At 37.7% G+C, this 26,034-nt stretch carries 26 protein-coding genes; 7 read left to right on the forward strand and 19 right to left on the reverse strand.

Annotated features, from left to right (window positions below; genetic code table 11):
* Positions 1-33: 33 nt before the first annotated feature.
* From KIT27_06905 to KIT27_06930, 6 genes are all read right to left on the reverse strand, one after another.
* A complete protein-coding gene (locus KIT27_06905; GenBank protein ID MCW5589379.1) occupies positions 34-780 on the reverse strand; it encodes a hypothetical protein in 747 nt (248 codons plus the stop codon).
* Positions 773-1,519, reverse strand: a complete 747-nt coding sequence (locus KIT27_06910; protein ID MCW5589380.1) for a methyltransferase domain-containing protein — start codon at positions 1,517-1,519, stop codon at positions 773-775. The genes KIT27_06905 and KIT27_06910 overlap by 8 nt, the downstream gene beginning before the upstream one ends.
* Before the next feature lie 266 nt (positions 1,520-1,785).
* Positions 1,786-3,270 carry an oligopeptide:H+ symporter gene (locus KIT27_06915; protein ID MCW5589381.1) on the reverse strand — a complete coding sequence of 495 codons (1,485 nt, stop codon included), beginning with the start codon at positions 3,268-3,270 and terminating at the stop codon, positions 1,786-1,788.
* Positions 3,271-3,743: 473 nt separating this feature from the next.
* The gene (locus tag KIT27_06920; GenBank protein ID MCW5589382.1) at positions 3,744-4,454 is read right to left on the reverse strand and encodes an RES family NAD+ phosphorylase; all 711 of its coding nucleotides are present in this window, start codon (positions 4,452-4,454) and stop codon (positions 3,744-3,746) included.
* On the reverse strand, positions 4,455-4,865 hold the full coding sequence (locus KIT27_06925; GenBank protein MCW5589383.1) for a DUF2384 domain-containing protein: 411 nt from the start codon (positions 4,863-4,865) through the stop codon (positions 4,455-4,457).
* Positions 4,866-5,062: 197 nt separating this feature from the next.
* The gene (locus KIT27_06930) at positions 5,063-5,479 is read right to left on the reverse strand and encodes a hypothetical protein (protein MCW5589384.1); all 417 of its coding nucleotides are present in this window, start codon (positions 5,477-5,479) and stop codon (positions 5,063-5,065) included.
* A gap of 215 nt (positions 5,480-5,694) precedes the next feature.
* Between KIT27_06930 and KIT27_06935 the strand changes: the two genes are divergently transcribed.
* The 7 genes from KIT27_06935 to KIT27_06965 are packed head-to-tail and all read left to right on the forward strand — an operon-like array spanning position 5,695 to position 12,599.
* Positions 5,695-6,690 carry a MoxR family ATPase gene (locus KIT27_06935; GenBank protein ID MCW5589385.1) on the forward strand — a complete coding sequence of 332 codons (996 nt, stop codon included), beginning with the start codon at positions 5,695-5,697 and terminating at the stop codon, positions 6,688-6,690.
* Between the two features lie 29 nt (positions 6,691-6,719).
* Positions 6,720-7,688 (forward strand): DUF58 domain-containing protein, encoded by a 969-nt coding sequence (locus KIT27_06940; protein MCW5589386.1) that lies wholly within the window; start codon positions 6,720-6,722, stop codon positions 7,686-7,688.
* Positions 7,675-8,148, forward strand: a complete 474-nt coding sequence (locus KIT27_06945) for a DUF4381 domain-containing protein (protein MCW5589387.1) — start codon at positions 7,675-7,677, stop codon at positions 8,146-8,148. Before KIT27_06940 ends, KIT27_06945 begins: the two co-directional genes overlap by 14 nt.
* A complete protein-coding gene (locus KIT27_06950; GenBank protein MCW5589388.1) occupies positions 8,145-9,149 on the forward strand; it encodes a VWA domain-containing protein in 1,005 nt (334 codons plus the stop codon). The genes KIT27_06945 and KIT27_06950 overlap by 4 nt, the downstream gene beginning before the upstream one ends.
* The gene (locus tag KIT27_06955; protein MCW5589389.1) at positions 9,149-10,144 is read left to right on the forward strand and encodes a VWA domain-containing protein; all 996 of its coding nucleotides are present in this window, start codon (positions 9,149-9,151) and stop codon (positions 10,142-10,144) included. The genes KIT27_06950 and KIT27_06955 overlap by 1 nt, the downstream gene beginning before the upstream one ends.
* The gene (locus KIT27_06960; protein ID MCW5589390.1) at positions 10,141-10,878 is read left to right on the forward strand and encodes a tetratricopeptide repeat protein; all 738 of its coding nucleotides are present in this window, start codon (positions 10,141-10,143) and stop codon (positions 10,876-10,878) included. The genes KIT27_06955 and KIT27_06960 overlap by 4 nt, the downstream gene beginning before the upstream one ends.
* Positions 10,878-12,599, forward strand: coding sequence for a protein BatD (locus KIT27_06965; protein MCW5589391.1), 1,722 nt, complete (start codon positions 10,878-10,880; stop codon positions 12,597-12,599). The genes KIT27_06960 and KIT27_06965 overlap by 1 nt, the downstream gene beginning before the upstream one ends.
* 203 nt (positions 12,600-12,802) lie before the next feature.
* Here the strand turns inward: KIT27_06965 and KIT27_06970 are convergent, their stop codons facing one another.
* The 13 genes from KIT27_06970 to KIT27_07030 are packed head-to-tail and all read right to left on the reverse strand — an operon-like array spanning position 12,803 to position 26,024.
* Complete coding sequence (locus KIT27_06970; protein ID MCW5589392.1) at positions 12,803-13,504, reverse strand: N-formylglutamate amidohydrolase; 702 nt, start codon at positions 13,502-13,504, stop codon at positions 12,803-12,805.
* On the reverse strand, positions 13,501-14,730 hold the full coding sequence (locus tag KIT27_06975; GenBank protein ID MCW5589393.1) for a glutamate--cysteine ligase: 1,230 nt from the start codon (positions 14,728-14,730) through the stop codon (positions 13,501-13,503). Before KIT27_06975 ends, KIT27_06970 begins: the two co-directional genes overlap by 4 nt.
* 11 nt (positions 14,731-14,741) lie before the next feature.
* Positions 14,742-16,199 (reverse strand): RimK family protein, encoded by a 1,458-nt coding sequence (locus KIT27_06980; protein MCW5589394.1) that lies wholly within the window; start codon positions 16,197-16,199, stop codon positions 14,742-14,744.
* Positions 16,177-16,920 carry a C39 family peptidase gene (locus KIT27_06985; protein ID MCW5589395.1) on the reverse strand — a complete coding sequence of 248 codons (744 nt, stop codon included), beginning with the start codon at positions 16,918-16,920 and terminating at the stop codon, positions 16,177-16,179. Before KIT27_06985 ends, KIT27_06980 begins: the two co-directional genes overlap by 23 nt.
* A gap of 11 nt (positions 16,921-16,931) precedes the next feature.
* Positions 16,932-18,488: a GNAT family N-acetyltransferase gene (locus tag KIT27_06990; protein MCW5589396.1), complete on the reverse strand. Its 1,557-nt coding sequence runs from the start codon at positions 18,486-18,488 to the stop codon at positions 16,932-16,934.
* Positions 18,489-18,540: 52 nt separating this feature from the next.
* Positions 18,541-19,941: an amidase gene (locus KIT27_06995; protein ID MCW5589397.1), complete on the reverse strand. Its 1,401-nt coding sequence runs from the start codon at positions 19,939-19,941 to the stop codon at positions 18,541-18,543.
* A gap of 6 nt (positions 19,942-19,947) precedes the next feature.
* Positions 19,948-20,895, reverse strand: coding sequence for an ADP-glyceromanno-heptose 6-epimerase (rfaD, locus tag KIT27_07000; GenBank protein MCW5589398.1), 948 nt, complete (start codon positions 20,893-20,895; stop codon positions 19,948-19,950).
* The gene (gene hldE, locus KIT27_07005) at positions 20,892-22,328 is read right to left on the reverse strand and encodes a bifunctional D-glycero-beta-D-manno-heptose-7-phosphate kinase/D-glycero-beta-D-manno-heptose 1-phosphate adenylyltransferase HldE (GenBank protein ID MCW5589399.1); all 1,437 of its coding nucleotides are present in this window, start codon (positions 22,326-22,328) and stop codon (positions 20,892-20,894) included. The genes rfaD and hldE overlap by 4 nt, the downstream gene beginning before the upstream one ends.
* Before the next feature lie 44 nt (positions 22,329-22,372).
* On the reverse strand, positions 22,373-22,735 hold the full coding sequence (locus tag KIT27_07010; protein ID MCW5589400.1) for a hypothetical protein: 363 nt from the start codon (positions 22,733-22,735) through the stop codon (positions 22,373-22,375).
* 15 nt (positions 22,736-22,750) lie between these two features.
* Entirely contained in the window at positions 22,751-23,926 is a 1,176-nt protein-coding gene (locus KIT27_07015) for a hypothetical protein (GenBank protein MCW5589401.1), read from the reverse strand.
* A gap of 3 nt (positions 23,927-23,929) precedes the next feature.
* A complete protein-coding gene (locus KIT27_07020; GenBank protein ID MCW5589402.1) occupies positions 23,930-24,964 on the reverse strand; it encodes a uroporphyrinogen-III C-methyltransferase in 1,035 nt (344 codons plus the stop codon).
* Positions 24,957-25,733: a uroporphyrinogen-III synthase gene (locus KIT27_07025; protein ID MCW5589403.1), complete on the reverse strand. Its 777-nt coding sequence runs from the start codon at positions 25,731-25,733 to the stop codon at positions 24,957-24,959. Before KIT27_07025 ends, KIT27_07020 begins: the two co-directional genes overlap by 8 nt.
* 21 nt (positions 25,734-25,754) lie before the next feature.
* On the reverse strand, positions 25,755-26,024 hold the full coding sequence (locus KIT27_07030; protein MCW5589404.1) for a hypothetical protein: 270 nt from the start codon (positions 26,022-26,024) through the stop codon (positions 25,755-25,757).
* Positions 26,025-26,034: the final 10 nt, after the last annotated feature.

Consider the following 26,034-nt stretch of genomic DNA (forward strand, 5'->3'; position numbering starts at 1 on the left):
ATTTAAAGTAACCTATTTATTGTAAAATTATATTTATTTTTGAATACTCAGTTGTTCAAACGCTTTTATAAAACTGTTTTTATCTTCTAAAAATGGATAATGTCCTAAACCTGGAATTATCACAGCATGTTTTAGTAAAACTTCATCATTTGTAAAAAAAACATCTTTATCACCAGCAATATAGCCCCAAGGTATGTCCAATGATTTAACTAAATTTTTATCATTATAATCTGTTATTTGACCTGAAATATCTAAACATGCTTGGATATCAAAGGGAACTTCCATTCTGCTAACCGATTTTTCAATATAAAATGGCATTAAATCATTAAACAGTTCAACCCCATTATCATGAGCACTAAGTTCTGGTTTTTCACATTTTTCTAATACTTTTGGTGTAAAGCGAGTTCCAAGTGTTTTTATACATTTTTCCCATTCGCTCATTTCTAAGGGCATAGGTGATAACATTAAAAGCGCTGATACATTGTGATCTTTTTGTTCTAATATTCTTAACGCAATATAATTACTAAATGAATGTGTTATTAACCCATATTTTTTTAATCCAAGGTTATTTGCCACATCCGTAACTTGTTTGACTAAATCATTTATGGTAATTCCAGTTCTTTTAGCAGATTCAGGCGCACCATACACGTCGTAAAAATGAAGTTTACAAGTACTGTTTAATGGTTCTAAGCCAATTTTTAAATAATTCGAAGACATGCCAGGTCCGCCAGGAATAACTATCCAGTCTACAGATTTTAAATCATCAATATTCTTAAACATCGTTATTCCCTATAAAGCTACTCATAGATAAACCCATCTGAAAAAATGAAGCAGGATTATCATACCAATTATTAATTTCACTTGTTATTTCTTCGGAAAAGCCTAACATATTACTCGTTGCAATAAGATAGTCTCGATACATTTCTTTATATGAAGTTAATAAACTAGGAATATAATAATCTTCACTATCTGAAAGTTTAAAATTTAATTTTGCCATTTCGTTATTTATATAATCATATACATTACGCTTAGCATTACCTGGCGTTAAAACTGCACGTAAATCTTTTAAACGCTGCATAAATTTAGGTGAGGTAGGATACATGTGAAATTTAGTATCCAGGGGATCGATTATAATTACCTTAATATCATGATCTACTTTACTAATCAAATTAGTTAAAAAGGCTAATCTATCTGTTACCTGATGCAATACCAATCTTAAGATAACTATATCAAATTTTTCTGTAATATTATCGACGCTTCCTAATTTAAATGTCACTTTCGAATCATTATTATTTTTCTTAGCATAATTAATCATAGCTTCATTATGATCAATGCCTATGTAATGGGGTTCAGGGAAAAAGGATTTTAGTTTTTTCATGAAATATCCATTACCGCACCCAAAATCTAAAATGGTTTTTACTTGATTTAAATGTTGATTCAAGAAAAAAGCATATTCAAACGGAAAGCACATTTCCGTTTGTAGCTCTATCATTTTGGAATAAGCTTCGTTATCTAGCATTAAATTTACCTACAAAAACATATTATTGAGTGCCTGCATACTCAAATTCTGATAAATCAGTGATACTGCGAGAAAAAATATTCAAATATTGATAATATTAATATATAATTATTTAAAATGCAAATTTTTATTAAATAAAATAATCCCTATTGAATCATTTTATGAAGCAATCTTCCGCCAAAAGGACCAAACAATGAATAGAAAAATTGTTTTTATTGAGCTTTTTGCAAGTATTTTTGTTACCTTTGTAAATCAATAAAAATAAACTAAATATTCGGCAGCAGTTTAGTTAAATTTCTTGAAATTACCCTTAAAAAAATTGCTGAAAAAAATATGGCAATAGTCATCGATATGAATATTAATGACAGATTATTTATACTTATTTGTGTTGATGCAGTAATATTTGAATTTGAATAATTTAATAGATTATCAATATAGCTGCTCAAATATCCTGCTATAGCCATAAAGAAATACCATAATCCCATCATTGTATTTGAAATACCTTGAGGACTACATTGACTAATGGCGCTCAAAACTGCTGGTGACAAACATATCTCTCCTGCGCCTATAAAAGCGTATCCAATAACCAAGAATATTATCGTCCAATAATGCGCTTTTATTATTGAGAGTTTGATTGCAAAAAGAAATGCAATAAAGCCACATCCTCCTAAATTTAGTCCATAAATTAATTTTTTAGTTACAGTAGGTTCTCTATTATTTTTAGCCATTCTTGACCATATTAAAGAAAATATAGGGGCAAAAGCAACAACAAAAAATGGATCAAGTGCAGTAAAAAATGATGTTGGGATCTGGAAGCCAAAAAAACCCTTATCTACATATCCATTGATAAATGATGTAATTGAACTGCCAACCTGAAAACTCGTTAAAAAGAAAAAAACACAAAATGTTAGCAATACTAAAATTCCATAAATTCCACGTCTTATACCCTCATGGAGATTTGATACAATTTTACCTAGTGTACCTATTGCTAACATTAATGCTATGACTAGTATATATGAAAAATAACTGGAACTATAAAATGAAATTATAACTGCAAAATAAACTAGAATTACAGACGAAAAAAATATATGCTTTTTTTTCGATTCTAGTTTATTTCTAAAATCAAGAGCATTTTTAATGCGATTTCTCATTAAAAGCATTACTGTTAAAGCGGAAGTCAATCCTACAGCACTAAATAAAAAACAACCTCCCCAACCAAAAAATTTGATAATTATTCCATATACAATTGGACCAGCAATTGCTCCACAATTTAAAATTGCATAAAAAAATGAATAGGCTTTCTCCCTTGAGTTGTCATCGTTATTATAAATAATACCAACTATATTTGTACAAATAGGTTTATATAAACTTGTTCCGCAAATTGTACCAGCTAATCCTAAATATAAATAATTTTGATTATTAATTATCAAAATTATATTGCCTGCTATTAATAAAATGGCACCTACCACCAGCGCTATAAAACCGTCAATAAATTTATCGCTTAAAAAGCCACCAATAACAGGTAATCCACAGAGCAATGCTAAATATATCCCATAGATGGCGTAACTTTTTTCGATAGAAAAGTCGAAACTTTGACAGTATAAAACGAGGATAGCTACAGTTCCAAAGTAACTTAAAAGTTCCCAGAACTCAGCAAATGACACTAGATAAAGAAGCTGTTGCTTTTGTATTTGATGCACGTATTTGATGTGTGTTATTTTAGAAAGAACTTTTACAGAAATTATCTGCAAAAGTTCCTATCTAAATTTAAATTATTAAGACGGACATCCATCGGAAAGTGATGAGCAACCGTCGGAAAGTGATGGGCAACCGTCGGAAAGTGATGGGCAACCGTCGGAAAGTGATGGGCATCCATCCATAACATTCAGTCTTTTCATGTTAGCTCCTTAAATTTTTCACTTAATTTATACACACAAATGTTGCTATTATTTCAAACTTTCAAGTTATAGCATCATTCCTCACGAAAACAATATATCATATTATGATACAAGTTTTCAAATTTTAATGATTTTTTTTATTTTATGATATACCATGATTGGGTGCGTGTGATAACTAACTGTAAATACTGCAAAATTTCACAACCAATCTGGGATCGTATTCTCAGTCTAAATTTATATATTTGTATATGACATGCCTGAGGTATTCTCAACTTTAGGTATTCCTTTTATTTGCATACTCCTAAATAGTTAACTATTTAATTAAATCAGGTTAATTCTATCAACGATTGTAAATTCGATTTCAAATAATAACTGCTGATCCGCGCTCCATCCCATACATAAGTATAGTGTTGAGTCTGATAGCATTCTGTAAATAATTTTGGGGTAAATAATGCGTAATTAATTCCTGATTGCAAACGGACTGAATAATATTTTATTCCTGGCAGTTTATTGCTTTTAACTTGCTTACCGATTTGTTGAGCATAATGATAGTTTTCGGGATGATAAATTTCCATCGAACGATACACTTCTGTTGCCAAATTAATGAGATCGGCATTAAAGATAGCCGTTAAACAACGCATATCCATTTCTTGAGCAGGTTCTTTAGTATGACGAAAAAATTTTTCTCGATGATAAATGGTTTCTGCCAGAGCTGTTTCTACTGTTTGAGCAGCGTAATAAATTCCGTAATCACCATTCGAAAATCGACTTCCATTCGGATTAATATGGGTAAATGCCGCCATGATATAACTACAATCAGGAACTCCAAATAAACGCTCATCGTTAGGAATTAAGTGAATATAACCAATTTCATCTTGTATCCGCGGATTGGTGAGTGATTGTACTTTGAAAATTGCTTCGAACTCATCATTCGTGGCAACATCTTCAAATAAATGAATGGGTGGATATTTTGATGGAATTAAACGAAAGCATTTTTCTTTTTTTAAAGTGATGGTAGGCAAATCATTGATCTTCATTTACGCCCAACCACCTCGTTCTGCATTTAAGCGAGAGGCCACTGCCCAAAGATCAACGACGCGTCCTTGTAACATAATTTCCATGGCTGAATGGCCATTAAAAAAGGGCGCATCATTCGGTTTTCTTACCCAGCCATAAACGGAATCAGGATGAGAAAATAAGATGCGTAATGCGGAATGAATATTAAGAATATAGGAAAGTCTTTCTAAGAAATCCTGATTTACTTTGATCGATTGGGGATCTTTTTGATATTTGAAATACGTTGATTTTTTTAATCCCAGTAAAATTAATTTTTCTTCTAACGTTGCATGCCATTTTTCTAGGATATTTACCACCACCTTAAATACCTTTTTCGCTTCATCGGGATCCAAATTAGGATTAACGTTATGCGCTTGAAATAAACTATTCATGGCTAATCACCTCTAGTCTAATTGTAGACTCAAATGGTGATTTTGTCTATTTATGACCTCCCCCAATATGAAACGGCATGAAAATGCAGTAAACAATGGCTCTCTGGGTTAAGATCGTGCAAAATGTAGGGGCTACGATTACATAAACGACAAAACTTTCGATAGCCCACAGGCTATCCTAACATTTTTAGTCTGAATTATGTTCGACAAAGAAAGTTAGTCAGTCTGGTGCACAATGAGGGGTTTGGAGTAGATTCTGATCGACTACCACTTGGCTTGTCGATTAGTGCATTCTCCATATCATGATTATTACCTGAAGTTTGCGAACCAAACCATGAAGCGGGTAATACTCTTTCAACAATTCCCTTCTTACTGTTACTGCACCAACGAACTGTTTGATCGAGTAATAGTAATGAAGTAATTACTGTTGTTGTTATGGGTTTGATATAATCTGTGGATTCAGGGCCAGAGCAATTATGACGAAGATCTACAACACAAGATTGCTGGAATAAATCAACCCAAAAGTCCAGAGAAAATCCAATACCTACTCCAGTTAACACAAATTCCGCTCCCTTAGCAACGGTTCCTGTATTCAATTCACATGAGCTGAGCATAATTTGCTACTCTTTAATCTTATTATGAGACATACATGTTACTGAATAATTTCCCTCACTGTCAATTTATTTCGCTTCCTTTAATTTAAAACTCGACCATTGATATGGTCATAAAAATACTTCGATTCTTATAAATTTCCCATCATTTGCTGACATCATCTGCAAGCCTATGTTACACTCACCCCTCATCTAAAAAGGCAGAGAGAATGAAGATTATGGAACAATCCAATGTCGTTGCACTTTCTACTCATCAACAAAATTTCCAGCAATTATATCAACATTTAAAAAATCGTATTATTGGTCAACCCGGATTATTAAAAAAATTATTAATTGCTTTACTCGCCGATGGCCATTTACTCGTAGAAGGCGCGCCAGGTTTGGCAAAAACCCGTGCTATTAAAGAACTCGCTCAATGTTTAGAAGGCGATTTTCATCGCATTCAATTCACCCCCGATTTATTACCCGCCGATTTAACCGGAACCGAAGTGTATCGCCCGCAAGACGGATCGTTTTCCTTTAAGCGCGGCCCTATTTTTCATCATGTCATTTTAGCCGATGAAATTAATCGCGCTCCAGCCAAAGTGCAATCGGCCTTGCTCGAAGCGATGGCAGAACGTCAAGTTACTGTAGGAAATATGACTTATTCATTACCAAAATTATTTTTAGTCATGGCAACACAAAATCCTTTGGAACAAGAAGGCACGTATCCTTTGCCGGAAGCGCAATTGGATCGTTTTTTAATGTATGTGAAAATTGGTTATCCCGACGCCAAAGCCGAGCGCAAAATTTTACAACTCAATCGGCAAGAAACCTTGCAATCACTCGATCATAAAACTCCTAATCACATTACGATTAGCCAAGAGAGTATTATGCAAGCACGACATGCTATTTTAGAATTGCACGTCAGTGCAGCGTTAGAAGAATATATGGTGCAATTAGTGATTGCCACTCGTAATCCCGCCGCTTATGGCAGTGAACTCAGTAAATGGACACAATTTGGTGCAAGCCCACGCGCTACACTCGCGCTCGATCGTTGTGCGCGCGCTCATGCTTGGCTTAATGGCCGCGATTATGTTTCACCGGAAGATATTCATGCTATCGCGCACGATGTGTTACGTCATCGCGTGATTTTATCGTACGAAGCACAAGCCGAAGGAGTGGATGCCGATTTATTCATCACGGCATTACTTGATCGCGTAGCCGTACCCTAATTATTTTCGTTTTTAAGCAGGGATCATGGATGTTTAAACGCAAAAAATACCAGCAACAACCTCTTGAAAATGGTGTGACAGTCAGCTTGTCGCAATTACTGGCATTGCGCCATCATGCTAAACAAATTAATTTACATTCTGCTGCTAAAGTAAAAACTTTTTTAGCGGGCTATCAAACTTCTCAACTTCGCGGGCGTGGCATTGATTTTGCGGAAGTCAGAGCTTATCAACCGGGTGATGATATTCGTCATATTGATTGGCGAGTGACTGCAAGAAGTGGCAAAGCGCACACTAAAATTTTTCAAGAAGAACGAGAACGTCCCATATATTTAATTGTCGATGCCAGTCCCAGTATGTTTTTTGGCACGAAAGTGTGTTTTAAATCGGTAATTGCTGCCAAATTGGCAGCGCTCTACGGATGGAGTGCGTTTAATCGCAATGATCGCGTGGGCGGATTTATTTTTTCTGGCCGGCAATGCCAAGAATTTTCTGCGCGTGCGGGCATGAATGGTATTTTGCCACTGTTAAAAGCATTAACGGTAAGCGAGCCACCTATAGCGGATGCTATCGCAACCGGTGCACTTGCCAATGTATTAAAACGTTTACGGCGCGTCATCAAACCTGGAAGTCTAGTAATTATTTGCAGCGATTTTCGTGATTTAAGTGGCGATGCTGAGCAACAACTCGCGCAATTATGCCGTTATAATCATTTTATATTTAATTTTATTTACGATCATCTCGAAACAGAACCGCCACCAGCCGATTATTATGCAATTACCGATGGTCAAGAAATTGCAACCATCAACACCTACAGTGCTGATCTCTGCAAAAATTATCGCGCACAATTTATTAATCGTTTTGAACAATTAAAAAAAATAGCGCGGACCTACAAAATTCCATTACACATTTTTGCAACCAGTGATGATATTATCAATCGACTGAAACAGTACCATCAACCGACTGTAAAAAAGCGCCAGGTGAAGTATGAATTCAACTGATCCACTTTCACAATTAAAACCTTTACATTTACCACCCGCCATTACCTTTTGGCCACCAGCACCGGGTTGGCTAATATTAAGCGCCTTGGTTATTTTTATGAGCGCAGGTATCGTTTATTATTTTATTCGTCGCTATCAAAACCAACGTGGAAAACGTTTTGCACTTCAACAACTCCACACGTTACAACAACAATTTGCTCAACCCGATTATCGTCCGCAAATTATCAGCAATATTTCCCAATTATTAAAACGCGTGGCCTTATTACATCATCCACGCCAACAGGTCGCCGGATTAACGGGCACGAAATGGCTACAATTTTTAGATGAGTCAGGACACACCCAAGATTTTCAACACGGCATTGGCAAAATTTTAATTAGCGCCCCTTATAATCAGCATATTCCAGAAAATGCGGAAGAATTATTTCCTTTAGTCAAACGTTGGATTGAGAAAAACGCATGATTAATCTCGCAACACCTTTTGCCTTGTTATTATTACCCGTGCCCTGGCTAATTCGCCGTTTTTTGCTCAGCAAACCACAACCGCACACGCTGGCGTTAAAAATTCCTTTTTTTGCTACGCTGCGTAAATTATCGGGGATCAGTTCAAATCCTCTACCCAGCAAATCTTGGCGTCATCATTTGGAATATATTATTTGGTTTTTATTAGTATTCAGTTTAAGTGGGCCACAATGGTTGGGAAAACCTATTACAACAGACCGCAGTGGACATAATATAATGTTGGCCATTGATTTATCGGGATCGATGTCTCTGCCCGATTTTACGTTAAATAATCAACGATACGATCGCCTATCGGTAGTGAAACAAGTGGCTGGAAATTTTATTCAACAACGCGAAGGCGATCGCGTAGGTTTAATTTTTTTTGGCACTAAAGCCTACATGCGCACTCCTCTCACCTTTGATTTAACGGCAGTAAAACACGCGTTAGACACGGCAAACATCGGCCTCGCCGGACAAATGACCGCCATCGGAGATGCGATTGGTTTAGGCATTAAGCGTTTACAACATTTTCCTGCCAATTCTCGCATGATCATTTTATTAACCGATGGTGCCAGTAATATAGGCGAAGTAGAACCCTTGCAAGCCGCAGAATTAGCCGCAGCACAACAGGTAAAAATTTATACCATTGGCATTGGTTCGGAACATTTAGAAATTCCCACCTTATTTGGGCCACAAGAAATTAATCCTTCTTTAACGTTGGATACCGAAACTTTACAAAAAATCGCCGATATTACTCACGGACAATTTTTTCGCGCACGCGATACCCAAGCGTTAAAAAATATTTATCAAAAAATTGATGAATTAGAACCCGTTGACTCTCAACAATCGATTTATCGACCGATTAAACCGCTTTATCCTTACCCTTTGGCATTGGCCTTATTACTGTTGTTTTGCTTATGCCTTACGCCATTCAGATTGATAACTCAATGGGAGGCAAAATAATGACATTTCATTTTTTACGCCCTCTGTGGTTATATGGATTTATTCCAGTGATGGGATTAATTATTTTATGGTGGCTTTTTCGCGAACGCCAAAGTAATTGGCAACGCGTGTGTGATCCCCATTTATTAAGCCATTTATTAAATAAACCCATCCAATCCTCTGCATTAAATTGGTCATTACTATTCATCGCACTCACCTTAAGTTTAGGAATAATTGCTTTAGCTGGCCCCACGTGGCGAGAAATTCCACAAGCCACTTATCAAACGTTGAGTTCACGCATGATTGTGCTCGATATGTCAAATTCAATGAATGCGACAGATTTAACACCGAGTCGTTTAGCACGCGCTCGTTATAAAATTTTAGATTTATTGCAGCATAATCAAGGTGCGCGAGTTGGCATGGTCGTATTTAGTGGGGATGCCTTTACCGTTTCACCATTAACTGAAGATGCCAATACCATCTCTCTATTAGTCCCCACCCTTGCGACATCGATAATGCCGATTGCCGGAGATAATCTTAGCAGTGGCTTACAACAAGCGGCTCAACTTTTACAACAAAGCAATGCCACCGATGGATCTATTATTTTAATTACCGATAGCCAACCCACGACTCATGATGTGCAATTAGCACAACAATTGCATCAACAAGGAATGGAAATTTCTGTATTAGGCATGGGCCGTGAACAATCGGTACCGTTACGTGATGAGCAAGGACAATTAATTCAAGATGGCGATGGCGAAGTGGTGATGACCCATTTTGATCCTGCGGCGTTAGCCCAATTAGCTCAAGCAGGTGGCGGTCTCTATCAAACCTATACCACTGATAATAGCGATATTAATGCCATTCTTAATTCAATAAAAACTCATGCGGATGCCACACTGACTAAAACTACTCACGTCATTTGGCAAGATGAAGGACGTTGGTTTATTTTATTCATGATGATAATGATCGCTCTTGCACTAAGACGAGGTTGGTTACATGAGGTATTACGATGATGAAAAAATTATTGCTTATCTCATTATTATTTATCGCGCTAAACGCCCAAGCTTTTACTTGGCAAGATTTATGGCTTAGGCGCGATCAACAAGGTATTCGCGCTTTAAGAAATGGTGATCCTCGTCAAGCTGCGCAGTTATTTCAATCTATCCCCTGGCAAGGCGTTGCAGAATATCAAGCAGGAAATTTTAATCACGCTAGCAAAAAATTTTCGCAACAAAAAACCAGCGATGGTTATTATAATCAAGGTAACAGCTTAGCGCAGCTAAAAGATTACGATGGCGCTATTGCAGCTTATGATAAAGCCATTCAATTAAATCCTAATAATCACGATGCTATTTATAATCGAGATTTATTAAAAAAATTACAACAACAGCAGCAACAGGCTGCAAATTCGTCATCCGCGCAGCAAGCAAATCCACATCCGACTCATTCAAAAAATCAGCAACACGCGCCGTCGTCGAACCTATCACATTCAGCAGAGTCTCACTCTGCGGCGAAGCCCACTGATAAAACTCAAGATCCTTCCTCTTTGCCAAATCCACCCCAAGAACTTGCGAATAAAACAGACCCAAACGCTACAAACAAAGTAGAGCAAATTATTTCACAACGTGAGCAGCAACAAGCCACGCAACAATGGCTACGCCGAATTCCCGATGAACCCGGTAGTTTATTAAAACAAATTTTTTGGCAAGAATATCGTAAACGCCTAGAAGCAGGAGGCCACGCGTGATGAAAAAATATCTCTTACTCGCGATTTTATTATGGATCATCCCTACCTTTGCTCTTAATCTAACCGCGAGTATCGATCGCAATACCATTAATCTTGGTGAAACGTTTATCCTAACCCTCACTACCGATGATCAAAATTCCCCCGCACCACAATTGCAGGGATTAGAAAAAGATTTTACGATTTTAGCGCAAGCCAAAAATAGTCAAGTAGCGGTCACCAACGATCACGTTGAAGCAAAAACTGCGTGGATAATTCAACTACAACCTAAAAATATCGGTAATTTAACCATCCCGAGCATTACTGTTGGCAATCAAGCCACCAAACCCATCGAGATTAAGGTTAATAAAAATACCACCACTCTTAATACTAACGATGACCTTATAATAAAAAATACGATTAATCTGCAATCTGCTTATGTTCAGCAACAAATTCTTTATCAAGTTGAATTATACGCAACTTCCGCTTTGGCCAATGCTTGGCAAGATGCGAAATTAACTCCCCCCCAAGCCAATGATATGATCGTTCAACAATTAGGAAATTATCACTATCATCAAACAACATTAAATGGAAAACAATATTTAGTAGCGACTGTTAATTATGCTTTATTTCCGCAAAAAAGCGGCACCTATACGATTACGCCGCCGCAATTTCATGGCAATGCTATTGTGTCTCCGAGTTCTCAACAATTACAACAATCGTTATTTAATAATACGCCATTTTATTCCACGAGTATTAAACCGCTAGCAGCACGGGGTAAAGAAATAACTATCGATGTGCAACCTCAACCCGCAGCATTCACGGGTAAAACCTGGTTGCCAGCGCAACAATTAAGTGTGGAAGAATCTTGGTCTTCCTCACCGCAACACTTAAAAATAGGCCAACCCATCACACGCACGATTACGATAAAAGCCATCGGCTTAACCGCAGAGCAATTACCAAGCTTACCCACAGCCGCATTTGATCACGTCAATAGTTATCCTGATTTACCCCAGTTGCAAACTCAACCTTCCGCGCAAGGTGTGATAGGCAGCCGTAGTGAAAAATGGGTATACGTGCCCACGCAAGCGGGAAAAATTAATTTACCCGCAATTACTCTTCCTTGGTGGAATACCAACACTAATCAACTCGAAATCGCACAAATTCCCGCCTATACCTTAACCGTTAGTGGCCAAGCAGCAACCACTGCATTGCCTGCGCCAAGTAATCATTCAGCGATATCCACCGTGACACCTTCGCAAAAACCCGCATTCACGACACATAAAATAAATTCTCTATCGGCATCGTGGAGTATCTGGATTGCGATGCTATTTGCCGGTTTATGGCTAGTCACACTGGGATTATGGCTTTTTAGTCGAAGAAAAAAATCGCATAACCCTTCACCCACCTCCGACGTCGTCAGTTTAAAAGCCTCACGTGCGAAAATTAAACAAGCCTGTTATCAACAAAATCCCCAGCAATTAAAAGAAGCATTAATTGCCTGGGCACAAGCACGTTGGCATAAAAAACAACTGTTAAGTTTAGGGCAAATAAATGAAAAAATTGGAGATGATCCATTAGCCGAAGAAATAAAACGCCTGGATTATGTCTTATATTCTGGCGGAAAAATGACGTGGGATGGTCAACACTTTTGGAAAATTTTTATTAATTATATTCGTCAACATAAAATTTTAAAAAAGAAATCCGCTAAACCGAGTTTACCGTTACTGTATCCTAAAAAATAAGTAGGGCACAAAAAATTAGCAAGATTCCATAAAATCCACTTTAATTTTTGTATGCTCCTCCAGAATAGTTAATATTTCTGTAGCACAATATAATTTATCGCGTTTGTTATTATCGAAATTGTCAATATTCGCTAATAGTGCATTTAATCCATCAGCTGGTCGTCCACCCACGTTTTCTTTGCCGCACAACAATCACGGCTTCTTTAAGCTTGGATTTTTGCTAAACCAACCGCCACACTCTCGGCAATGGCTTGAAATAATCTGAGCTGATTACGCGGTGTTTGTTTGACTAAGCGTTGATTCATTTCAATTTCAATTCCTAAATAATGTTCTGGGGGCAAAGTTTGGCGTAAATGAGTAGTGAAGCCATCGCTGGTACCTTGATACGGAGAATTAAAATGGATGGTATTAGTAATTTGCCGCTGCAAATGGCGGCGGAGGTTTTGACAAAAATCCCGTTCACCAGAACGCTTTGGATCAAACAATAATCCAATATCGGTTTCGCGCTTAACGCCACGCAGAATAGGAGTAAAACTGTGGATTGATAAATGAATAACGCCTTCACCTTGAGTTAAAATCGCTTGGATGTGATTTTCAATTTCTGAACGATAAGGTAAATAGTAACGCTGAATAATTTTTTCTGGGATTTTTTCTCCTAATTTCATTACTGCTGAATGAAATAATTGCGGATTATCCAACGAACGATTTAAATCGATGAGCAACCGACTCATTGTTGCGGCTTTAGCATAACACTTTAAATGCTTTGCTAAATACATAAATAATGCTTTTGCACCCTTATCAATCCCTCGATGACTGTTTAAAAAAGTTTGCGAAAACAGTGACTGAAAAGATTTAGGCATCGCATTGGTAGCATGTTCACAGGTTAAAATAACTCGATATTTCATGGCATGAATAACTCATTAGCCTGCAAACATTGCAGAGTTTTACTGTACACTTCTCGCAACTGGGTTACGGTTATAGTTTTTCCAGCAGCTTTTAATAAACGTGCGCTTAAATTACCATGCTTAAGAATTTTTTCAGCCGTTTGTAGATAGAGCGGCGCAATATAATGACTGGCTTGTTCAATGAGTTTATCAAGCAATGCTTTAAATTGCTGAATATTTTTCTGCGCTAAACCAAATTGTTGTAAATATTTTTTATCATCACAATGGGCTTGCATGCCCAGTTTTGTTGCTTCATCTAACAGATTTTTTAATACTATAGTATCGCAAGGCGAACACAAAAACTGATCGGTAGTATCGATTAAATAATGCAAAATACCGTTGATGATGGCCACACAAGTTAAATCTGCTAAAGGACACTCTTGTGAATCCATTAAGCGAATTTCAATCGCATCCCGTTCAAACCGGGCAATGGCACCACGCGAATTGACCCACTCATGTTGTAATATTTTTTCTGGATCAAGTGGTTGAAGGGCTTGATAAATTTTATTTAAAATTTTATCGTGATAATCATTCTCTGAGGTGACAAATTCTGGAATGATATTGCCGGAAATAATTGGGATTTTTTTCTGATTGTTTTTATAACAGTACAACCGACTATCTGCTAATTGCGTTGATTTTCCTTCTAAAAACGGTGTGCTCGCACATAATGCTGGAATTAAAGGCAAAATAATGCGGATCGCACTATGTAAACGATAAAATTCTTCATCATTGGCAAACGGTAAATTTAAATGAATACTTTGCAAGTTAGCAAATCCGTGTCCATGACAACCAAAAATTTTATCGTAAGCTTGATAAATTTCTTTATTGCCATGCGGCCATAATTCAATCGTGTGATCGGGAATAAGCCAAGGATGCGCGCCACTAGGCATTAATGTGGTATTAAACTCTGCTAATACGGGGTTCAATACTTCTGTTACTGTGCGATGAAATTGTTGATGGGTATTTTCCGTTAAAGGTTGTGGCGAACTCATTTTTAATTCGATAACATGGCGAACTAATTCATTGCTAATACCAATTTCGCCACACTCTACTTCATCGGTTATTTCACCAGCAATTTTTTCTAAAATTAAATCACAGTTGGGTTTAATGTTTAATGATTGTGGATCAACGAGCATATACTCAATTTCAACACCCACTGCGGAAAATAAGCCTAATTTCTGTGTCATAAATATTCCTATTATAAATAACCTTTTGCTTTACGCATTCGATTTAAAAACCCATTCATAATCACGGTATATAATTCATCGCCACTGACTGAATCTTCGATATTGGCATCAATATTAGGATTATCGTTTACTTCAATCACGTAAACTTCTTTATTCATTTCTTTTAAATCAACGCCATATAAGCCATCACCAATTGCTTTACTCGCACGTAACGCGGTGTTAATCACATTTTTAGGCGCTTCAAATACAGAAACCGCATCGAAATCTCCCATGGTTTCTTTTTCATCTTTCCAATTATAAATTTGCCAATGATCTTTCGCCATATAGTAACGACAAGCGAAAATAGGCTTGTTATCGAAAATGCCAATTCGCCAATCAAATGCGGTTGGCATATAGGCTTGTGCAATAATTAAATCTGATGTTGCAAAAAATTCTTTGACATAGACTGAATATTCTTCAAAAGATTCGGCTTTAGTCACGCCTAAAGAAAAAGCGCCAGCCGGTAATTTCAAAATACAAGGAAATCCAATTTCTTGAATGATAGTCTGCCAATTGTGTTTATGTAAAATAATGGTTTTTGGTGTGCGAATTTTATGTTTTGCTAATAATTCTGCTAAATAAACTTTATTGGCACATTTTAAAATAGATTGTGGATCGTCTATCACCACTAAACCATCGGCTGCAGCTCGGCGCGCAAAACGATAGGTATGATGATTAACCGCTGTGGTTTCGCGAATAAATAAGCCATCGTATTCACCGATATAACGATAATCATCGTGCTCTATGATATCGACATGAATTCCCAAATGCTCCCCTGCCCTGACAAATTTTTGAATGGCACCTTTGTCTGAGGGTGGGTTTTGCTCTTCACGATTAATGAGTAATGCCAAATCAAACACGGTATTTTTTTTATTAGGCGAATGAAAACGTTTTTTACTAAAATAGTCTTTTGCAGCTTCTTGCAAAAATTCGCGATGATTTTCTGGAACATCGTTAATGGTAATAATACTCACTTTTTTCATTACCCATAATTTTCGCCGCACAAACACAACACGGATTAATGGCGCTGGAAACAAATAATGAAGTTGTCGACACAAATGTTCGTAATGTTTTGCTAAATTTTTCCCAAAATAAATGCTTAAGTGGAATTCATCGGATTTAATTTTTGCTAGTGAGTGTTGAGCGTCATCAATAATGGTATCAAATAGTGCGGTAGATAACGAATTACTTTTTAAATCTTGAATTGAGAGTGCCGAAGGAATAATTTTATGACCACGGGCCTGAGCTAAAAGAGAAACATAATAGCCTAAGCTTTGATAGCGATAAGATTTGCATAAATTGATTACCCGCAGAGTGCGATGCTTGATGTATTTTTCATTGGTTAAATAATCTTGTGCCTCGACTATTTCGGTAAAATCCCGTGCAAACTCCCAAAAATCGGGTTTGTCAGTAACAAGTATAGTCTTCATATTTATCCTTCGGCGAGATAATTAATAAGTTTGAATCGTAGGTTAATACACCTAACATAATTGAATTAATTAAACGTGAACGCGTAACTTTATAGTAATTATTTTTAGAAATTGGATTCGTGCGATGCGGATCGGCGACAACAAGATTGCGGCCTTCATCGTCAATTCCGCATAAAATCACAAAATGCCCACAAGGATCGCCGCGAATATCATCGTAGATTGATTCACCTTTACGATTTGTACGTTCACGTGGCGATTGATAAAGATAGGTTGCGCTTAACCCCGTGAGTATTGGTTTCTTTTGAGCAAATAGACATTCTAGTAGCGTTAAATTTAAATCCTGAAAACGGATTTCACCACCTTTACGCAACATTTTAATATAGGCATTTGAGGCTTCGATATCGCGGCGATAGGTCAGATATTTTTTTTGTTGATGAAGTTTTTTTAAGAGATCTTTATTTTCGGTACGATGGGTACGCCTATCAAACCAGGTCGGATCAAAAATATTGATATTATAAACGTAAGCAGTGACCCGATAATTTCGATCAAGTGCATGACACGCTAAATACGCCGGTAAGGTGCCGCCATTTCGCGCTTTTTTTACTTGTTTAATCACCTCGTCTAGGGAAATATTATCGCCATAATGACGATAAACGGCATGTAGGCTGGTAGGACCGCAAGTCTCATCGTCAGGTTGAGTTTGTATTTGAATCGGTATCATTAATCCTGCACTCAGCTTTTTGCCAGATGTTTCCAGGTTACTTGGTATAGATCATTTCGTCTATCTTTTAAATTTAACACTGTACCATTGGCACGGGCAATATCCAACGATTTTAAACTTAAATCCGCAAAAGAAACCATTTCCACGTTGGGGGTGGTATCCGCGGCAATACCATCGCGCGAAAAAGGAAAATCGCATGGTGTTAAAATACAACTCTGCGCATATTGAATATCCATGTTTTCAACGCCAGGCAAATTCCCGACATTGCCTGCCATAGCAACGTAACATTGATTTTCTACGGCGCGTGCTTGCGCACAATACCGCACGCGCAAATAACTTTGCCGTTCATCTGTGCAAAATGGAATAAAGAGAATTCGCGCGCCTTGATTTATTAAATGACGGCCTAATTCTGGAAATTCAGAATCATAGCAAATTAACACCCCAATAGTGCCGCAGTCGGTTGGAATAGCCACTAATTGATTAGCGCCTTTAACATTCCACCAATAGCGTTCGTTGGGAGTCGGATGAATTTTCGCTTGTTCGTAGATTGAGCCATCGCGCAAAAATACATAAGAAATATTATAAATATCTTCCCCAATTTTAGTCGGATGTGAGCCGCCAATAATATTGATATTATAACTGACGGCTAATTGCGTCATCATACTTTTAAATTGTTCGGTATAGTTTGTTAATGTGATAATTGATTCTTCCGGTTTTAATTTTTGATTTTCAATTGATAATAATTGCAGGGTAAATAATTCGGGGAATAAAACAAAATCGGCGTAGTAATCGGCAACCACATCTACAAAATATTCCACGTGTTGAGCAAATTCAGCAAAGGAACGCACCGCGCGCTGTTTATATTGAACACAACTAATGCGAATAGTATCGACTGAGCGCCCTCGTACTTTGCGAGATTGCTTGAGATCGGATTCTACCCGATCTTGATTATGCCAAATAATATGGCTTGCAAAACCGGCAGATTCTTTATCAGAAGGTAAATAATTTTTTAGCACCCCAATACATTCAAATCCATTGCGTAGTTGAAAGGATAAAGTTTTGTCTTTTATTTCTTTATTAATCACGGCATTGACATAATCATCGGCTGTGGCATATTTTTTGCGTTGACGAGAAAATCCAGGAATACGCCCGCCACTGATGATCCCTTTTAAATTTTCACTTTTACATAATTTTTGCCGTGCTTGATACAAGCGATTGCCAATACGTAACCCACGATAAGATTGATCAACGCAAACTTCCATAGCGTATAAATAATCGCCGTGATTATCATGATGTGCTGCAAAACCTTGACCGGTGATTGACTCCCAGGTGTGTGGTTGCAATGCTAATGCACCTTGAATTTTAAACGTTGCGCAATATCCCACGATTTTACCGTTAAATTCTGCGACAAATTGGCCTTGCGGATAATGATTCATGTGACTGCGCAACGCTTCATGTGAATAAGGGGACACATTAGGATAAACATGTTTGACCAATTCGCGAATTGCCGCAACATCATGAATGGTTGCTTGACGAATAATTAAATGAGTTTTTGCTACTGTAGTCATGAAAAATAACCCAGTTTATTTTAGTAGACAAAATTATAACATTATTAAAATATTAACTTCTACCCGCACCAGGCCACGGTTGCTGTTCTGCTAATTGCAACGCTAATTGTAATAATTTTCCTTCCTGCCCTATGCCACTCATCAATTGTACGGCTAGCGGGGTGGGATAATCTTCTAAAAAAATCGGCACGGAAATAGCTGGGATCCCGCTATTATTCGCCAGCAGAGTAAACGGCGTAAAAGAATAGGTAATGTCACGATAAAATGCTAAAGGATCGCCATGCTGATAAATTAGTTCATTTAATTTTAATTGTGGTGCAGCGAGCATAGGCGTGAGATAAATATCGTAATCCTTAAAAAAATCATGCACGGTGTGACTGGCCGCTTCAATCTCTTGCGCTGCTTGGAAAAATTCCTGCATAGTAAGTGTTGAGCCATATTGAGCAAATTCCCAGGACAAGGGTTCAACCATCGATTCCTTGATTCCATATTCAATAAAACTCTTCGCCAATGCTTTTGCTGTTAGCGTGAAACGGGCTTCCATTGTTGTAAAATGCGGATAACTTAACTGTGCTTCTTCAATATGATGTCCATGAGTTAATAATTTGTTGACCGCATTGATGAGTGCTTGTTGACAGATAGGACTGACTTTTCCGCCTAAAGGTGATTGAGGATCGACAGCAATTTTTAACGGTTTTAGCGGTAACGTTAATTGTTGCGAAAAGGATATCGCTGGAGAATCTAATAAAAATTTATCTCCGGGTTGATTACCGCAGGCAATATCTAATAATGCAGCACTATCGCGAACACTGCGCGTAATTGCATGTAATACTGAAATTTGATGCCAACCTTTATCAGGGTGAGGAGAAAAGCTGATGCGTCCGCGCGACGGTTTTAATCCCAAACACCCACACAAAGCAGCAGGCACACGAATCGAACCTCCGGCATCGGAAGCACTGGCAATCGTTACCATCCCACTTGCGACAGCCGCGGCACTACCTCCAGACGATCCGCCTGCACTTAATGATACATCCCACGGATTACGACAAACGCCTAAAAAAGTGGATTCCGTCGTCCAGTGAATTCCAAATTCAGGAACATTGGTTTTACCTAAAATAATGAATCCCGCCTCAAGATAACGTTTAACGATATGGCTGGTGACTGGTGCAGGTTGAGTAGCAAAAAATGGATTACCACTTGACGTCGGATAACCTTGCAAATCCATGCTTAAATCTTTTAATAAACACGGCACGCCAGCAAATATACTTTCCGGTTGATATTTTTTTAACGATTGATAAGCAAAATCATAGAGTTTTTGTGAAATGGCATTAATACGAGGATTAATTTTTTCACATTGCAGAATAGTAGCTTGCAATACTTCTTCAGCAGAAAGAATTTTATCGCGAATTAATTCTGCAATACCTAAACCATCGTAAGCCGTTAAATCAATCATATTATGCTATTTTTGCTGCTGCAAAAAATCAAAATAATCACGAATGCCTTGTTCGATTGCAATAAACGTTTCTTTAAAACCTGCCGCTCTTAAAGCACTCATGTCTGCTTGGGTAAAGGTTTGATAACATCCGCGCAATTTTTCCGGCAAGGGTTTATAGTCAATTTCACCTTGTCCTTTGCAATGAATTAATTGTTGCGCAATATGATTAAATGGTGTAGCAACACCACTACCACAATTAAATAAACCACTGACTTTGGGATTGTCCCAACACCATAAATTAACTTTAATGACATCTTCTACGGTAATAAAATCACGTTGTTGTTCGCCAGGCGCACAATTTTCACAAGAAAAAATAGTAATTTTATTTTCGCTCATTAATTGATTGTAAAAATGACGAATAGCACTGCACATATGTTTTTTATGATCTTCGCGTGCGCCATAGACATTAAAATATCTCAAACCAACAATTTGGCTTTCGACATTCTCCGCCAATTGATTCACATAACGATCAAATAATAGTTTGGTGTAGCCATAAAAATTTAATGGGCGTTCTTGGGATAAATTCGGAGTAAAATGTTGAGACATGCCATACGTTGCCGCACTGGATGCGTAAATAAAGGGGATCTGATCATCCAGCGCCATATGTAAAAGGGCTTTAGAAAATTCGTAATTGGTTTCCATCATGGCTAGGCCATCCCAATTGGTGGTATCAGAACACGCACCTTGATGAAAAATCACATCGATATCGAAGGGTAAAGGATTTTGACTTAAACATAATTCGAGAAAAGCGTTTTTATCGATATAATCATAAATATCACAATCGACAATATTGTGATATTTAATGGCATCACTTAAATCGTCTACGACTAAAATATCCGTACGTCCGCGCTGATTGAGTGCTTTTACTAGATTACTGCCAATAAATCCCGCACCGCCCGTTACAATAATCATGACACCACCTCTATTTTTTTGATGCGCTCGATTAATTCAGTGCTCGACCAATTTTTTTCTGGTCCCACTAATTTTACTTCGCCCCCATGTTCTAACACATGTTGATGACCAGCAATTTCATGCACTTGATAGTCGATACCTTTGACTAAGACATTGGGAGTAATTTTTTTGATTAAATTTTCCGGCGTATCTTCGTAAAATGGCACTACCCAATCGACGGCTCGTAATCCCGCTAAAATTGCCATGCGATCGGCTAGATTTTTAATGGGACGACCTTCGCCTTTAATACGGCGAATCGAGTCATCGCTATTAACCGCGACTAAGAGCCGATGTCCTTGTTGTTTTGCTGCCTCTAGATAGCCAATATGACCCGGGTGCAAAATATCAAAACAACCATTGGTCATCACCACTTTCTCACCCCGTTCTTTGGCATCTGCTGTGGCTAAAATGGCTTCTTCTTCACTCAACACACCTAGTTGAGAAAATTGTTGTTTACGCACCACGCGTCGTAATTCGGATACGCTCACTTGCGCCGCGCCCAAATGTTGAACCGTAATTCCTGCCGCGACATTGGCTAAATACATCGCAATTTCGATGGGACTGCCCGCCGCCAATGAAGCCGCAAGAACGGCAATAACGGTATCGCCAGCACCAGTAACATCTAATACTTCAAATGCTCGCGCCGGTAAATGAATCGGCGCATGATGCTCTCGAATTAAACTCATGCCTTCGCTGCCGCGGGTTACTAACAATGCGCCAATCTGATGTTCGTGTAACACGCGCTGTGCTTTATTCACCAACTCTTCGTCATTGCGGCACTGCCCCACGATCATCTCAAATTCTTTACGATTGGGCGTGATCACATCGACACCGCGATATTTTTCAAAACTTTCACCTTTAGGATCGGCAAACGTTAAAACATTATGTGCTTTCGCCTGTCGAATAATGTTTTCACTATCAGTTAACGTGCCTTTGTGATAATCCGACAGAATAATCGCGTGATATTGAGGGAGATTTTGCAGAAAGTGATGATGAATATGTGGTGTCGATAAATTTGCAAAAGTTTCTTCGAAATCTAAACGTATCAGTTGTTGATGTAAACTTAATACTCGTAATTTCGTGATCGTCGGTAAATCATCAATTTGCTGAAGATGGTTTTCAATTCCACTGTGTTGTAGTGTATTTAGTAGACGAGCGCCTGCTTCATCGCGACCTATAATACCGTATAAACTGGTATGAACTCCCAGACTTTTTAAATTCATCGCGACGTTGCCCGCGCCGCCTGGACATTCTTTAATGTCATTTACATGAACCACGGGCACCGGTGCTTCTGGAGAAATTCGTTTGGTATTGCCCGTCCAATAACGATCGAGCATCACATCTCCCACCACCGCCATCTTAATCTTGCTAAAATCTGGAATAATTAAATTCATGGTCAAACTATTAAGTTAATAAAAATGGCGCGATTGTACCATAGTTAATGATAATTCGCGTTAAATGTTTGTAATTGATGACGAATACATTCTAAGACTGGGGTAAATTCTTGTTTATACGGGCTATCTTCGATGACGTCTTGCCAACAGACGATTAATGTTTTTAATTCTTGAGCGTAGTTCATCAGTTCTTCAATGTTATCGCGTTCAGGATTAGTGAAGAAACTGCGTTGTTGCGCGCATAATTTGACAGCGGCGGCTATTAAACCAAAGCGAAAAAAATCGTTTTTATCGATGTGTTGAGCAGTAAATAATTGATTATTTGAACAATGATCGGCATAGGTGACGCGCTGCATGGCTTCATAAAGATGTTGGTAGGTTTGACTTAACCATTTTGTGACGTTCATGGGCATTCACTCACGTTATTGTCGACACGTGTATTCTACTGCTTGACGATAATAATGAAAAGCCTGTTCGGGCTGGCCTTGCGTTTCATACCACTGGCCTAAAGCGGCAAAAATTTGAGGATTGGCAGCCAAGGCGGCACTTTGTTCGAAATAATGTTTGGCTTTGCCCCATAATTTGGCGGCATTCGCGATCATCCCTAACGCCAACAATAATTGCGGATTTTGCGGTTGTGATTTTAACCATTGCTCGGCTAAGGCTAAGCGTTGCGTGGGATTTCCGCCATGCAAATTTGCGTAAAGCAAAATCAATTGATCATCATAGTGTTTTTTTAAGGTGTCTTGTAATAATTTTTCGGCTTGCGACCATGCTTGATTGTGAATAAGCTGCTCAGCGTAAATTAACACAACCTCGGCATCCTGCTTAAGCGCTTTAGGTAGCATTTGCCAATAGTGTTCAAGCTGCGGAGTGTTGGCATATTTTAATAATACTTCACGATAGATTTCTTTTTCTAAGGTAAATAATTCTTGCTCTTTACACACTTTTGCTTTGCGGAGTTTTGGCAATAACTCCATTAATTTTTCCCATTCTTTTAATTGCAAATATAATTGCATTAATAAGCGCAAGACATAAGTATGTTCGGGAATTAACTGATATAACCGATTTAAGGTAGCTAATGCTTGTTCATACTGATGATGATTTAATTGTAATTGCGCCTGCATTAAACTCACGGCAATATCGGCTTTTTTGCTCACCCCATGCGCCAAACGTAAATATTCATCGCGCCTATCATACGCTCTCAACTCATGAGCAGCTCGTGCTGCCGCTAAATAATTTACTACGGGGATGGTACTAAACTTGGCGGAATTCATTAAATATTTTTCAGCCAACTGCCAATGACCAAAAGTTAATTCAATTAATCCTTTATTGATTTTACGCTGGGCTATATGATGACGTCGCTTTTTCCACCAATAGTGAAAATGCTGCGTTGTGTTAATGCTGCTGTAAATGATTTGGTAAATCGCTATAATAATTATTATTACCGTAAAGAATAAAATAAATCCAAACCATAAAGGCATTTCAACCGTCCATTGTCCATAGGCAAATAAGGCATAGCCAGGATCGTGTTGAATTTTTAAACCAAGAATAACCGCCAACACTAAAAATAAAATATACAATAAAAATCGCTTCATCGCTTAAGTTGTCCGATTTAAATGTTGTAATAACGATAATGAATCATCAATATTTGGCAAAGCGGGTTGCACGTTAGTCGTGCGTAATTGTTCGATACTCGTTAAAAACCCACGGGCGTCTGCTTGATTTATATCATAATATTGTTTTATGGTTTCTATAACCCGAGTTAAATTATTTTGATATAACGCTTGGTTTTTTTGTAGCACTGCCCATTGTGCTTGCTGCAGTAATAATTGAATATTTTGCCGTAAATAAACGGCTTGCTCGGCAGGCAACAAAGGTTCAATAGGTTTATCATGATGGCGAATGACAATTAATTTTTCAATATGATGTAAACTATTTTTTAATTTTTCACGCCACGTCGTTGCGGGTAATACGGGTAAACTTGCATGATTAGCATCATTGACGGGATTATTTAAACCAAGTTTCTCCACTTGATCAGATAGCGCCTGCAATTTTAAAATTAATGCCACGTAATCTACCTGTGGCACCGCTTGTAAACGCGTAATATCTTGAGCTAAGGTTTGTCTTATCGCCAGAAATTTAGGATTATTTAAGCTCGCTAAGCGTTGATCGGCATTTTCTAACATCAGAATGGTTTGAGAGATTTTACCCGTTAAGTGTAACGTATAATTGGCCAAACGTACTAAATACAAGGTTTCTGCTAACACCAACGATTGATTCTTATTCGCCCTATCTTGAGTTAGGGTTTGAATTTTTTTTGTATATTCATTCAATTGTGTTTGGGTGTTTTGAGTGAATTGTTGTGCTTGGACTGAAAGTTGTTTTAGTGCTGTTTCATTGGTTGATTGATTGGTGATTACCGTTTGTTGTAATTGTGCTATTTGTGTTTGCAATGATCGAACTGTTTGTTGCGTAGTTGACTCGCGAATCATAGGATACAAAACGGCAAATAAAATAACAATAATGGCAATTATCAGTAAATAGCTGGCTAAAGGAATTTTCCGATAAAATTTTTCATCAGTCAGCGACGCTTCTGCTAAGGTTTCTTTATGGATGCTTGGTTGTTCAGTCATGGCGTTTTTCCTTGCCTATCCCAGAAGCGATGATCGCCTCCATTAAAGATTCTTCGTTGGCATTTTTGGCACAATAAATATTATTAATTCCCAAGTTTTTCGCGAAAATTTCCATCATAGGAGTAATAACTATAAAGCGCTTGTGACGAATTAAATCAAGCCCAGCGGCTCCACACAAATTTAAAAAATTTTCTAAACAAGCAAGACTCGTACAAACAATCCCATCAATAGGATGACTAACTAGCGTACTGAGCATATCACATTGCGGCAATTCACTGCGATAAACGTAGGTTGAAATAACGTTGGCACCGCGTTCTATCAATTCTTTGGCTAATTTAGGACGAGGATTTATCCCAGAGATAATCGCAATTGTTTGCTTATTAACATTTTGTAAGCGTTCTAAGTCTAATAAGGTTTCAGTATTAAAAATATCTTGGGGGTATATTACTTTGTCTATGCCATGTTGGGTTAATAAACGTGCGCTGGCATTTCCTATGGTAGCAAATTCTTGTGATTTATTGAGTTGAGATTGGATTAAGGGTAACCCATAAATAACAGCATTTTGACTAACGAAAATAAATAAATTAACCTTATCTATATTATTTAATAAATTTTTAATACTGGGATCGTCTAAGGTTGGAATAATTTCCATGGTTGGTTGCGAAATAGCAACTCCACCATAAGCATTAATCATATTACAGAGAGGTTCTGCTTGCTTTTTGGGACGCGTGACTAAAATAGTTGCGCCATTTAAATGGGTTGTATTCATACTATAAAGCTTCCTCCTTCATTATTTATCGTCAGATGATGCCGCTTTTTTCGCAGTAACTGGATTTTTCATCCAAGTCTCCCAAAATTGTTTCTGCATTGTTTGCAGGGTCTGAAGATTATCTGGGAAAATCATCTTCATTAAATTCATTGGATCAAATCCATCAATACCTTGTGTCATTTTTTCACGTAAATTATTTATTATCTCATTTTGCAAGCTTTGCACATCCGGTAATCCTAAAAAACGTCGCAATTCCTCAGGTGTTAAATCTACCTCGATATTAAATTTCATCCGCTAATGC

The sequence above is a fragment of the Legionellales bacterium genome (genome assembly GCA_026125385.1).
Taxonomy (GTDB): domain Bacteria; phylum Pseudomonadota; class Gammaproteobacteria; order JAHCLG01; family JAHCLG01; genus JAHCLG01.